We start from the raw sequence: 12,310 nt of genomic DNA on the forward strand, positions 1-12,310 counted from the left end.
CCCGACCTCGGCCGCAGGCGCGCCGGCGCCCGCTACGGCCCCAACGCCCGGCGACGAGCCGCCGGCCGGCCCCTCCGCCGACGAGATACGCGCGAGCATCCTGGCCGCCATGGAACGCGACGACGCGCCGCCCTCCCCCTTCGGCGCCGCCACGCCGACGACGACCGCGAGCTCGCGCGCCGCAGCCGCACGCCCGGCACCACGGCGGTCGTCGCCCCAGCTCAGCCGCCTCATGGGCCTCGACGAGGCCGACGCTCCCCTCGCTACCCGCCAGCCGACGCTCGCCACCAGCGTCGAGGCGATGGGCCGGCGCTTCATGCTCTCCGAGCGCGAGATCGAGGTGCTCACCCTCTACGCGCTCGGCTACACCCAGAAGCGGGTGGCCGAGGAGCTGTTCATCTCGCCAGGCACCGCCCACACCCACATCAAGCGCATCTACGCGAAGACGGGCATGCACTCGCGTCAGGACATCCTCGACTACCTGGAGAGCTACGACGCCTAACAAGGGCGGGCGAAACCAGAGGCGCGCGGCCCCGATACAGGACCGCGCGCCTCGGACAACCCGCGAAATCGGATACGCAACTCCACGCCTCGCGCAGCGCGCCCTAGCCCGCCAGCGCCTCGCGGGCGTCAGCGGCGGTCACCACATGGCCGGCCTCGAAGCCGCGGGCGGTCAGGAGGAAGCGCACGGCGTTGCGCATCTCGTCCGCGCTGCCGGCGAAGTCGGCGGCCAGGTAGGCCAGCGCCTCGTCAGAGAGCACGGCCGCCCCCTCCTCGGCGCCGAAGCGCTCAGCCATGCGACGGCCGAACTCCGCCAGGCCGGCGGCATCGAGCGGGAGCACCTCTGCCACCTCGAAGTCGTCCAACGCCGCGCCAAAGGCCGCTCGGTCGAGGTCGGCCGGCGCGCCGTCGAAGGCGATCACCGTGGAGAGCCCGCGGCGGTTGCGCTCGTCGACGAGCAGCTGCGCCGTCTGGCAACCGCGCGGCCCCTCGGCCACAAGCGTATCCAGCCCGTCCAGGCACAGCAGGTCAACCTCGGCCACGCTCTCCAGCAGCGACTCGTTGATCTCCAGGTCGATGGCGGCCAGGATCTCCTGCGCGTGGGCGTAGAGCGCCTTGCGCTCGGCGAGCAGGTCGCGCTCGCGGCCCCGCGCCTGCAGCACCGTGGTCTTGCCCGAGCCAGCCGGCCCGCACACCACCAGGCGCACCGGCGCCTCGGCGTCCAGGGCCCCCATCACCGTCTGGAACGCGGCGTTGCCCTCGGTTATCACGATGTCGTCGGAAAGCTGTCTCATGGCGGGGTCTCCTCCCATCGAAGAAAAGGACCGAAGCCGCGCCTCGGTCCCCTCAAGACTGACTGCGATTGCCGGTTGCTTTCCCGGCAACTCTCAGCATAGCACCTTATGTAAGCCCAAAGGGGCTGATGCCCTATCGCGGCTCGCTCCGCCCCGCCGGCGCGAACGCCTGAGCGCCGCACGAGGCGCACGCGCCCATCCGCAGCGCCGCGACCCACCCTCAGTCGGGCAGCTCGCCCTCGTCCCATGACTCCAGGTCAAGCCCGGGGACGCGCTTGAACTCGCGGACGTTGCCCGTGACCAGCGTGGCGCCGCGGGCCACGGCCGTGGCGGCTACGAGCAGGTCGTTGGGCCCGATGACGCGCCCCTCCGCCTCGAGCTGGGCTCGGATGCGCCCGTAGGCCACGGCGCAGTCGGCGTCGAAGGGGATGCGGGCGAACGGATCGAGGAACCGCTCGAGGAGCAGCTGGTTCTCCTGCGCGCGGACGCTCTTGCGGGCGCCCGTGCGCAGCTCGGCCTCCACCACGGCGGGGATGCCGAACAGGCGCGGGTCGCTCTGGCGCATCAGCTGGCGGGCCAGGGGCAGGCGTCCCCGCAGCAGGTTGATGCACACGTCGGAGTCGAGAAAGTACACCGCCGCACCTCCTAGAACTGCGGCAGCGGGCCGTCGTGCGCCGCGTCCAGCTCAGCCGGGGCGACGAAGCTGTCGTCGGCCAGGGCCCCGTAGACATCCTCCCAGTACCCGGCGGGCCATCCGCGGCCCTGCTGCTTCTCCGTCACCAGGTCGGCCACGTAGCGGGAGAGTGATCGGTTGGCTTTCCGGGCGCTTGCGCGCAGGCCGTCCATGGCGGACTCGTTCAGGTAGAGCGAAAGCTGGGGCATGACCCTCTCCCTTCTTTTTGGGATACAAGTATATTTGCAAGTATACTTCTCTCATATCCTGTACGCAAGAAAAAACGCCCGCCGGGAGGGCGGGCGCTTTTGCGCGGGTCTCATGTCGCCCACGAGGGACGCGCCGGCAGCTAGCAGCAGCCGTGCTTCTTGCCCTTGCCATGGCCGCGGCCGTGACGACCGTCGTCGCCGAAGACGAAGACGTACTGCGGTGCGTCATGGCCGTGGCCCTTGCAGGCGCAGCGTCGACCGCGATGGCCGGCATCGGCCTTATGGCCGCGGCCGTGGCGACAACTCCGCTTCTCGATGCGCGCGTAGTCGATGCCCAGGTCGTCCTTGCAGGTGGCGCTGATCTTGTCGGCCAGAGCCACGAGCTGGTCCACCTCGTCAGGCGTCAAGCCAGCCAACACGGCATCGGCTGCGTGGTTCTCCACCGCGAAGCGCTTCCTCAGCACCTCCGCGCCCTTAGCGGTGAGCGACACGGCGAACTCAAAGCCCCCGTCGTCAATGGCGACGTAGCCGTTCTCCTCGGCCTTCTCGGCAACGCGACGCACCTCGTCGCCCCTCCAGCCGAGCAGGCGCTCGAGCCGCTTCTTGTCGATCGAGCCGTCCTCGCCGAACTTCTCGATAACCTTGAGCAGGGCGCCCTGGCCCTTCTTATAGCTGCGCGGCCCCAGGTCGTGCATGGCCAGCTTGGCATAGTTGGCAGCGGTCTTCAGACTCTTGAGGGCCTTCGATGACTCAGTCATGGCATTCCTTCTTTCCCAATAGCGGCGCGCACGAGGCGCGATGAATCCCACTATAGGAAGGAGGGACGCGCACCGCTTCCCACGATCCGCCCGCGTTAACCAAACGGTGACCAGGCCACCACACTCGCGCCACGTACGGCAGCGAGGGAACGGCCCGTGCACATCAGGACGCCGGGGGGCAAGCGGCCACGCGCGGGAGGCCCCCGTCATGCCCCCCGAACGGCAAAGGGGCCAAGACGAAGCGGCGCGCGAGGGCCGAGCGGCGGCGAGCGGAGCGAAGCCGGGCGGAGCGAAGCCGGGCGGAGCGCGGGATGCTCCGGCAGCGCGCGGGACGGCCCGGCAGCGAGCGCACCGGCGCACCAGGAGGGTGCGCGCAAGAGATCCTGGCCAACGCAAGTCCAGCGCGTTTTCTCAAGGCAGAGGGCAATCGGCGCGGAGGGCTTGGCGGCCGAGGCCGGCTGACCAGCCTCGCCCCGCGTCCCAGGTACGAGGGCGGCGAAGCGTAAGCCCCCCCAGAGTCGGAGAAGAGACGCCGAACGCAATCGTGGCGGAAAGGCAGGCGGATGCGCGGAGAGCTCCGTCGTCGAGGGCTTGGCCTTTTCTGGCCAATTTCGCTGCGCTTTACGCTCGATGACGGGTGCTTGGCACCGGAAATGGCCAATTTCGCCATGATTTACGCGAAATCACGGGCTTTGGCTGCGTAAACCGTGGCGAAATTGGCCAGAAACCGCGACCGCCCGCGTCGCCAGGCGGCGGCCGCCCCCGCCCGCCCTCCCACATCCGCCGCACCTAGCCCCCCCCCGAACGCAAGCGAGGCGCCCGCCCTCTCGGCGGACGCCTCGCACAGGCATCGGCAACGGGAGCCGCTCGCCCCAGCCGACTACCCCCGGTAGCTCTCCATCAGCTTCGCGAAGGCGGGCATCGAGCGCTCGATGGTCTCGCGGGCGATGCAGTAGCTCAGGCGCACCCAGCCGCCCACGCCAAAGCTGTCGGAGGGCACGAGCAGCAGCTCGAACTCCTTCGCGCGGTCGGAGAACGCCTGCGCGTCATCCTCGAGCGCCTTCATCCACAGGTAGAACGCGCCGTCCGGCTCCACGTACTCGTAGCCGAGCGCGGAAAGCCCCTCGGTGAGGATGCGGCGGTTCTCGGCGTAGGCCGCCACGTCAGAGGGCTCGGCCACGCAGGCGGCGATGACGCGCTGCAGCAGCACGGGCGCGCAGATGTAGCCGAGCGCACGTCCGGCGCCGGCCACGGCGCACGACACCTCGGCCGCGTCGGGCATGAGGTCGGACACGTAGATATAGCCGATGCGCTCGCCCGGCAGCGAGAGCGCCTTGCTGTAGGAGTAGCACACGACGGTGCGCGGGTACAGGCACGGCACGTAGGGAACCTCCGCGCCGTAGGTGATCTCGCGGTAGGGCTCGTCGCTGATGAGGTAGATCGGGCGGCCCAGCTCCTCTTCCTTGGCGACGAGCACCGCGGCCAGGGCCTCCAGGGTCTCGCGCGTGTACACGGCGCCCACCGGGTTGTTGGGTGAGTTGATGATGACGGCGCTCGTGCGCGGCGTGATGGCGGCGGCCACGGCCTCGGCGTCCACCTGGAAGCTCGGCACGCTGGCCGGCACCTCCACGATGGTGCAGCCGGCCATGTCGATCCACGTCTTGTACTCGGGGAAGTAGGGGCTGATGACGATGACCTCATCGCCGGGCACCGTGAGGGCGCTGATGGAGATGGCGAGCCCCGCCGCCGCGCCGGCGGTCAGGTACAGGTTGCCCGGCGTGGCCGGCACGCCGTAGCGCTCGGCGAGGTAGTCGGCGATGACCTGCTTCACGGCCGGGTCGCCCGCGGCGGGCGTGTAGCCGTGCAGGGCCACCGGATCCTCCTCCATCAGCGCGAGGATGGTCTCGCGCACGCGCTCGGGCGCGGGCACGCTCGGGTTGCCGATGGAGTAGTCGAAGACGTTCTCGGCCCCCACCTCAGCCTTGCGGGCCATCCCGTAGGCGAACAGCTCGCGGATGGCGCTGGGCTCGTCACCCAGGGCGTACATTGCTTGGTTGATCACCGGTTCCTCCCCCTTATTCCTTGACCACGAGGACGTCGCAGCGGCAGGTGCGGATGAGGTGCTTCGACACGCTGCCGACGAAGGCGTACTTGATGTCGGAGTACCCGCGCTCGCCGCAGACCACGAGATCGGGCTCCCATTCCCCCACGTGCTCCTCGAGCACATCGACCACGCGGCCCACGCCCACCTTGAACTCACAGGACGGCACGCGCGGGTCGTTCGCGAGCTCCTCGAGCATCGGGGCCAGGTTCTCCTCCATGGCCTCGCGCACGCCGGCGGCCAGGGCCTGGTAGTCGGCTCCGTTGGCGTCGGCTGGCAGCGAGTCCACCACGTGGGCGAAGTAGAGCGCGGCGCCGTTGGCCCGGGCCAGGGCCACGGCTCGCCTGATGACGGCGTTCTGCGCGTCGGTGCCGTCCAGGGCGGCGAAGATGCGTTGGTAGGTGCTCATGGGATCCTCCGTTATCCGTCTTTTCGCCGCCCGCGAGGCGGCTAGCAACAGGATAACGCCAACGGGCCGCGCCGGTCCCCGAAAGACGGCCTGCGGCCGAGGCCGCGGGCAGCCTAGGCCCCGTACAGCGCGCCGGCGATGTCCTCGAAGACGGAGCGCGCGCTCCACGGGCCGATGCCGGCCGGCGTGCCGAGCGAGATGCGGTAGCGCGCGGCAGGAGAGAGCCCCACGCGCACGAGCCCGTCCGCCACCTGGGGCATCTCCTCCAGCACGAGGGTGGGGCAGAAGGCGGCGCCCAGCCCGTCGTGGGCCAAGTGCAGCAGGGTGATCATGTCGTTGCCCTCCACGAGCGCCCGGGGGCGGATGCCGGCGCGGCGCAGCTCGGCATGGGCGATGCGCCCGGATATGTCATCAACGGGCTCAAGCAGAAACGGGCAGGCCCCCAGGGCCTCCAGGCCCAGCTCGGGCGCGCGGGCCGCAGCCTCCTCTGGCGCTACGCCCAAGGCGGCGCCGAGCACCGCAGGCGTCGCCACCAGCACCACCTCCTCCTCATAGAGGGGGTGCACCTCCACGTCTCCCGCAGCGCCATCGAACCGGGCGATCACCACATCGGCCTCGTGGGCCTCCGCCAGGCGCACGAGCTCCTCGTTCGCGCCCTCTATCACCTTCACCGCCACGTTGGGCAGGCTCTCGTGGAACTGACGCAGGATGTTGGGCAGCAGCAGGCGGCCGCGCACGTTGGACACGCCCACCTTCAGCACGCCGGCGCCGCCGATGCTCGTCTCTCCCAGCTGCCGCAGCATGCGGATGCGGGCATCGCGCTGCTCGATGGCGTAGGCGAGGAAGGTCTCGCCCGACCGCGTGAGGGCCAGCGGGTTGCTGCGCACTACCAGGCGCGTGTCCAGCTCGCGCTCAAGCGCCGCCAGCCGCGAGCTCAGGGTCTGCTGGGACACCTGCAGCTCCTCCGAGGCGCGGGTGAAGGTGCCGCTCTCCGCCAGCTGCACGAACCAGTCCAACGACTCGACGGCCACGGCCGCTCCTCTCCCCCTCCGCCGCATGCGCTCTCCCGCACGGCGCCAGCCGCCGCGGGGCGGCGGCCCAAACCTCGCTTCCCGTCATATCTACCATATTTTTTTGTGACTTGACCGAAAATACTTGTCAAAGGCAGCGGGAATTGTGCTCAAGAGGCGTAGGATGGACAGCGTTCTGACAACGAGCCCTATGAGGAGGGAACATGAAGAAAACGAAGATTCTGGCAGCGGCGGCCTGCGCCGCGCTGCTGGCGTTCGGGCTCTTCGGCTGCGGCGGCGGCGACGCCAAGACCGATTCCAAGACCGACGCCAAGGCCGACGCCCCCAAGACCCAGACGGAGAACCTGCGCTTCGTCACCGGCGGCGAGTCCGGCACCTACTACGCCTACGGCAACGTGCTCGGCCAGTTCGCCACCAACGGCGACTACGGCGTGAACGTGTCCGCCCTGGCCGGCAACGGCTCCCAGGCCAACATCCAGGCCCTCGAGGACGGCGACGCTGACATCGCGTTCTGCCAGTCCGACGTGCTGGCCTACGCCTATGACGGCACCAACCTGTTCGAGGGCGCGCCCTACAAGGACTTCTCCATCGTGGCCGACCTGTATCAGGAGCAGGTGCAGATCGTCACCTGCGACCCGTCCATCAAGACCGTCGCTGACCTGGCCGGCAAGACCGTCTCCGTCGGCGCCGCCGGCTCTGGCGTGTACTTCAACGCCCTCGACGTGCTCGGCGTGTACGACCTGACGCTCGACGACATCAACCCCGTCTACCAGAGCTTCGCCGACTCGGCCGACTCCCTGAAGGACAACAAGATCGACGCCGCCTTCATCGTGGCCGGCGCCCCCACCACCGCCATCACCGACCTGTCCACCACCAAGACCGCCTACCTGGTCTCCATGGATGATGCGCACGTCGATGAGCTCATGGCCATCTCGCCCTACTACAGCAAGGCCGTCATCCCGGCTGACACCTACGGCCTCGAGGGCCCGACCACCACGGTGTCCGTGGGCGCGGTCGTCATCGCCAACAACTCGGTCTCCGAGGACGCCATCTACAACTTCACCAAGTCCCTCTTCGAGGGCGCCGAGAGCAACGCCGACGCCCACGCGAAGTACAAGGAGCTGGTGATCGAGGACGCCGCCGGCATCACGTCGGTCCCCTACCACCCGGGTGCCGCCAAGTACTTCGAGGAGCAGGAGATCACGGTCGGCAAGTAGCTGCCGCCTAACCAGGCCGGGGGGCGCGAGCCCACGCCGGCTGACGCACCATCGCAAGACCAACCAAGGGTCGCGCCGACGCACCGCCGGCGCGACCCTTGGCCGTATCCTTCCCTTACCTAAGCGATTTGCTCACCCAAATCGTTTCGGCCAGGGAAGAGAAGGAGGAGCCCATGGCACTGTTCAAGAAGAAGGGGAAGACCAAGACGGAGGCCGAGCTTCTGGCCGCCTCCCCCGACGGCGCGGAGATAGACGCCGAGGAGGTCATGCGCAAGTACGACCGCGAGTCCAACACGCGCATCTGGGAGGGCGTGCCGAAGATCGCCTTCACGGTCATCCTCGTGGCCTTCTCCGTCTACTGCATGGCCATGACGCTGCTCTCCGTCGAGCAGGCCGAGGCGCGCCTGGCGCGCTTCCTGGCGTTCATCGTGGTCATCGGCTACCTCATGTTCCCGGCGCGCAAGACGGGGCACAAGGTCAACCACATTCCCTGGTACGACCTGGTGCTCATGCTGGCCGGGTTCGGGGCGTTCATGTACTTCGCGCTCAACTGCACCGACATCCTGCTCATGGGCGCGCGCATCCAGCCGCTCCACGTGGCGCTCGGCGTGGTGGGCATCCTCGTGCTGGCGGAGCTGTGCCGCCGCTGCGTGGGCATCCCCATCATCGTGGTGGTGGCGTGCCTGGTGGCCTACGCGTTCTACTGGCAGCTGACCACCGGCAACAACGTGGCCGTCTACGACGCCCTGCGCAAGATCGTGCAGAAGCTGTTCTACACCACGAGCGGCGTCATCGGCACGCCCATCAACGTGTGCTACACCTACATCGTGCTGTTCATCATCTTCGGCGCGTTCCTCGAGCGCACCGGCATCGCGAACTTCTTCATCGCGCTGGCCAACCGCATCGCCGGCTGGTCGAGCGGCGGGGCGGCCAAGGTGGCCGTCATCGCGTCGGCCCTGTGCGGCATGGTGTCGGGCTCATCGGTGGGCAACACCGTCACCACCGGCTCGGTCACCATCCCCATGATGAAGAAGACCGGCTACCGCCCGCCCTTCGCCGGCGCCGTGGAGGCCGCGTCGTCCACCGGCGGCCAGATCATGCCCCCTATCATGGGCGCGGCGGCCTTCCTCATGGCCGAGTACATCGGCATCCCCTACCTCGAGGTGGCCGTCATGGCCATCATCCCCGCCTTCCTCTACTTCGCCGGCATCTTCATCTCGGTGCACCTGGAGGCCAAGAAGCTCGGGCTCAAGGGCATCCCACGCCATGAGCTGCCCACGTTCAAGTACCTGCTGCAGAACTGCTACCTCATCATCCCGCTCGTCCTGCTCGTGTGGTTGGTGGCCTCGGGCGCGCGCACCATGGCCGTGTCGGCCGCCATCTCCATCGCGGGCGCCTTCGTCATCGGGTTCATCAACTTCCTGCTGACCAACTGGCGCGAGCGCGCCGAGGGCGCTAGCTTCGGGTCGGTCTTCGGCGAGACGTGCAAGATGGCGCTGTTCACCACCATCGACGCCTTCGCGGCGGGCGCCAAGAACGTCATCTCCGTGGCCGTGGCCTGCGCGATGGCCGGCCTCATCGCCGGCTGCATCACGGTGACGGGCCTCGCGTCCACCATCATCAACGTCATCGTCATGGCGGCGGGCGACTTCCTCATCATCGGGCTCGTGTTCACCATGCTCTGCTGCATCGTGCTCGGCATGGGCGTGCCCACCACGGCCAACTACTGCATCATGGCCTCCACCTGCGCGCCCATCCTCATGGCGCTCGGCATCAACCCCATCTGCGCCCACTTCTTCGTGTTCTACTTTGGCATCGTGGCCGACATCACGCCTCCGGTGGCACTCGCGGCCTACGCGGCGGCGGCCATCGCCAAGGCCAAGCCCATGGCCACGGCCGTCAACGCGTCCAAGCTGGCCATCGCGGCGTTCATCGTGCCCTACATCTTCGCCATGAACCCGAGCCTGCTGCTTCAGGGAGACGTGACCACGGCCACCGTGGCCCTCAACATGACGACGGCGCTCGTGGGCCTGTTCGGCGTGGCCGTGGCCCTCAACGGGTTCCTGTTCAAGAGCAAGGTCAACCCCGTGCTGCGCGTGGCTCTGGTGGCCGGCGGCCTGTCCATGATGATTCCGGGCAGCCTGTCCGACGTCGTCGGATTCGCCGTCGTGTTCGCCATCTGCCTGTTCCAGTGGCTGCTCGGGCGGCGCGCCAAGGGCGACGCCACCCCGGTTGAGGCCGCGGTACCCGCGCTCGAGGACGACGCGAACGACATGGAGGCGGCCCGCTAGGCGCCCGGCGCCTGAGACGGGCCCGCCGGATTGGTTGGAGGATCATATGGAGAAGCAGGACATCATCTGGGTCACGGGCGCGAAGGGGTTCCTCGGCGGCGAGGTGTGCGCCCATCTGGAGGCCGCCGGCAAGCGCGTGGTAGGCACCGACGCGGAGCTCTCCGTCAGCGACTCGGAGAACCTCGAGCGGTTCGCGCAGGAGGTCATGCCCGCCGCCATCGTGAACTGCGCCGGCATCCGCCGCGACGCCACCACGCTGGGCACGCGCATCAAGGCCTACGAGGTGAACGCGCTTGGCGCCCGCAACGTGGCCCTGGCGGCCAACGCCATCGGCGCCCTCATGGTGCAGGTGTCCAGCGACGACGTGTACGCCGCCGTGGTGCCCGAGCCGGTCAACGAGTTCGACAACCCGCACCCCACCACCCCCTACGGCAAGTCCAAGCGCGCCGGCGAGATGATGGTGCGCAACACCACCGACGACCACCTCATCGTGCGCTCGTCGTGGCTCTACCACGCCCAGAGCGGCCGGTTCCGTGACATCCTGGACGCAGCGGAGGCCGGGCGCACCTACGCGGCGCGCACCGACCAGGTGGCCTCCCCCACCAGCGTGGACTTCTACTGCAAGTTCCTGGTGGCGGCGCTGGACAAGCACCTCACGGGCACCTTCCACGTGGCCAACACCGGATCGACCAGCCGTTACGGGTTCGCGGCCAAGATCCTCGAGCTGGCCGGCTACGATCCCGCCGCCGTCTTGGTGGCCGAGGAGGATCCGCGCACGGCCGAGCACCTGGTGCTCGAGAGCCTGCTGCTGGAGATGTCAGGCGTGGACATCCCCGCCTGGGACGACGAGCTCGCCCGCTACATGGGCACGCTGTAGCGGATTCGAGGACGCAAAAAAAGGAGGGCCCGTTGAACTAGGCCCTGATAGTGGGACTGGAAACAAAAGTTTCCAGTCCCACTTGCTTTTAAGGGGTGATGCAATGAAATAGGGAATGGACGTCAGGGCCGAGACAGTACGCTTCTTCGAAATGGGCTTTGCCAATAAGGCCGCAGGCAGGTTGCCGGGGATCCCACAGGCCACCGTCATAAAGTGGCTCTATACTTACAGGGCTCTTGGAAAGGAGGCTCTGTTCGTACCAAGTATAGAACCTATCCTCATGCGCTCAAAGTCGAAGCAGCCAAGGCCGTAGTAGAGGGAAGAATGAGCAAGCCAGAGGCTATGAAGGCCTACGGTCTCAGATCAAGGACCCAGATCGATACCTGGTGCAGGCTCTATCGCGAAGGAGGCCCAGATGCGTTGCTTCCCAAGCGGAAGGGACGCCCGAAGAAGGTCGCGTTGACCTTCTCTTCTCGCGAAGAGGAGCTCGAAGCCCGGGTGCGCGAACCGGAATTGGAGAACGAGATCTTAAAACGATTCAATGTCCTAGCGGAAGAGATCGAGCGGAAGCGGCAGATATGCTAAGGCATGAATACCCCCTCAAGCTCGTGCTCGACAAGCTTGAGCTTCCCAAGAGCACCTATTACCGAGATGCGGGAGGGAGAAACCCTCGGATCAATAGGTGGCAGACGTGCGCCCCTTGGTGCATGAAGTATTCTCCCGCACTCCCAACGGCATGGGGTATTGCCAGGTCGCCATGGCACTCAGAGCCGAAAGGGGATTGGCTATAAGCCGGCAAGACCGTGCTGAAGCTCATGCGAGAGGAAGGGCCTTCCTGTCGCATACGACGAAAACGCTACAACTCCTATAGAGGAGAGCAAGGCAAAGTCGCGAAGAACATCCTGGATCGCGACTTTGCAGCCAGCGGACCCATGGAGAAGCTCGTTACCGACATCACCGAGTTCAAGGTGGCGGGTGCCAAGACGTATCTATCCCCCGTGATGAACCTGCACAACAACAAGATCGTAGCGCGGTCGGTGTCACAGAGCCCCAACATGGCCCAGGTGACAGAGATGTTGGATGAGCTCGAGCACGTGCTCTCAGGTCCAGCCCTCTTGCACTCCGATCAAGGATGGCAGTATCAGCAGCTCTCGTACCAGAAGCGCCTTAGGAATTTGGGGCCGACACAGAGCATGTCGTGGAAGGCAACCTGCCTCGACAACGCCTCTATGGAAGGATTCTTCGGACATATGAAGGACGAGTTCTACCGCGGTCGCCTCTTCGAATCCTTCGAGCAGTTCAAAGAACAGCTCGACGCCCATATCGTCTATTGGAACACGAAACGCTATCAGGTACGCCTAAAAAGGAATGACCCCGGTGCAGTGTACTGCCTCCCATTTCTTGGACACGAGAAATGGGAGGCTTCTTTATGCCATCAGACCTTAGGAT

Annotated in this window: 13 protein-coding genes; 6 read left to right on the forward strand and 7 right to left on the reverse strand. The window is 67.1% G+C overall.

What is annotated here, in order from left to right:
- On the forward strand, nt 1-502 hold a 502-nt coding region (locus tag D1643_RS07620; protein WP_160710054.1), incomplete at its 5' end, for a helix-turn-helix transcriptional regulator.
- A gap of 103 nt (nt 503-605) precedes the next feature.
- Here the strand turns inward: D1643_RS07620 and D1643_RS07625 are convergent.
- The 7 genes from D1643_RS07625 to D1643_RS07655 all read right to left on the reverse strand — a co-directional run bounded on the left by D1643_RS07625 (nt 606) and on the right by D1643_RS07655 (nt 6,476).
- Entirely contained in the window at nt 606-1,295 is a 690-nt protein-coding gene (locus D1643_RS07625) for a hypothetical protein (RefSeq protein ID WP_160710055.1), read from the reverse strand.
- A gap of 220 nt (nt 1,296-1,515) precedes the next feature.
- Nucleotides 1,516-1,929: a type II toxin-antitoxin system VapC family toxin gene (locus D1643_RS07630; RefSeq protein ID WP_160710056.1), complete on the reverse strand. Its 414-nt coding sequence runs from the start codon at nt 1,927-1,929 to the stop codon at nt 1,516-1,518.
- 11 nt (nt 1,930-1,940) lie between these two features.
- Nucleotides 1,941-2,177 (reverse strand): antitoxin, encoded by a 237-nt coding sequence (locus D1643_RS07635; RefSeq protein WP_160710057.1) that lies wholly within the window; start codon nt 2,175-2,177, stop codon nt 1,941-1,943.
- Between the two features lie 140 nt (nt 2,178-2,317).
- The gene (locus tag D1643_RS07640) at nt 2,318-2,935 is read right to left on the reverse strand and encodes a MarR family winged helix-turn-helix transcriptional regulator (RefSeq protein ID WP_160710058.1); all 618 of its coding nucleotides are present in this window, start codon (nt 2,933-2,935) and stop codon (nt 2,318-2,320) included.
- An 880-nt stretch (nt 2,936-3,815) separates the two neighbouring features.
- A complete protein-coding gene (locus D1643_RS07645) occupies nt 3,816-4,997 on the reverse strand; it encodes a pyridoxal phosphate-dependent aminotransferase (RefSeq protein ID WP_370520316.1) in 1,182 nt (393 codons plus the stop codon).
- Nucleotides 4,998-5,010: 13 nt separating this feature from the next.
- The gene (locus D1643_RS07650) at nt 5,011-5,445 is read right to left on the reverse strand and encodes a universal stress protein (RefSeq protein WP_160710059.1); all 435 of its coding nucleotides are present in this window, start codon (nt 5,443-5,445) and stop codon (nt 5,011-5,013) included.
- Nucleotides 5,446-5,558: 113 nt separating this feature from the next.
- A complete protein-coding gene (locus D1643_RS07655) occupies nt 5,559-6,476 on the reverse strand; it encodes a LysR family transcriptional regulator (protein WP_160710060.1) in 918 nt (305 codons plus the stop codon).
- 203 nt (nt 6,477-6,679) lie between these two features.
- Between D1643_RS07655 and D1643_RS07660 the strand changes: the two genes are divergently transcribed.
- From D1643_RS07660 to D1643_RS07680, 5 genes are all read left to right on the forward strand, one after another.
- Nucleotides 6,680-7,693 (forward strand): TAXI family TRAP transporter solute-binding subunit, encoded by a 1,014-nt coding sequence (locus tag D1643_RS07660; protein WP_160710061.1) that lies wholly within the window; start codon nt 6,680-6,682, stop codon nt 7,691-7,693.
- 173 nt (nt 7,694-7,866) lie between these two features.
- A complete protein-coding gene (locus tag D1643_RS07665) occupies nt 7,867-9,984 on the forward strand; it encodes a TRAP transporter fused permease subunit (protein ID WP_160710062.1) in 2,118 nt (705 codons plus the stop codon).
- A gap of 46 nt (nt 9,985-10,030) precedes the next feature.
- Nucleotides 10,031-10,861 carry a sugar nucleotide-binding protein gene (locus tag D1643_RS07670; RefSeq protein ID WP_160710063.1) on the forward strand — a complete coding sequence of 277 codons (831 nt, stop codon included), beginning with the start codon at nt 10,031-10,033 and terminating at the stop codon, nt 10,859-10,861.
- Between the two features lie 213 nt (nt 10,862-11,074).
- On the forward strand, nt 11,075-11,446 hold the full coding sequence (locus D1643_RS07675; RefSeq protein WP_370520317.1) for a transposase: 372 nt from the start codon (nt 11,075-11,077) through the stop codon (nt 11,444-11,446).
- A gap of 218 nt (nt 11,447-11,664) precedes the next feature.
- The coding region (locus D1643_RS07680; RefSeq protein WP_160710065.1) for an IS3 family transposase at nt 11,665-12,310 on the forward strand (646 nt) is incomplete at its 3' end.

Origin of the sequence: Enterorhabdus sp. P55, assembly GCF_009911695.1 — a bacterium.
Taxonomy (GTDB): domain Bacteria; phylum Actinomycetota; class Coriobacteriia; order Coriobacteriales; family Eggerthellaceae; genus Enterorhabdus.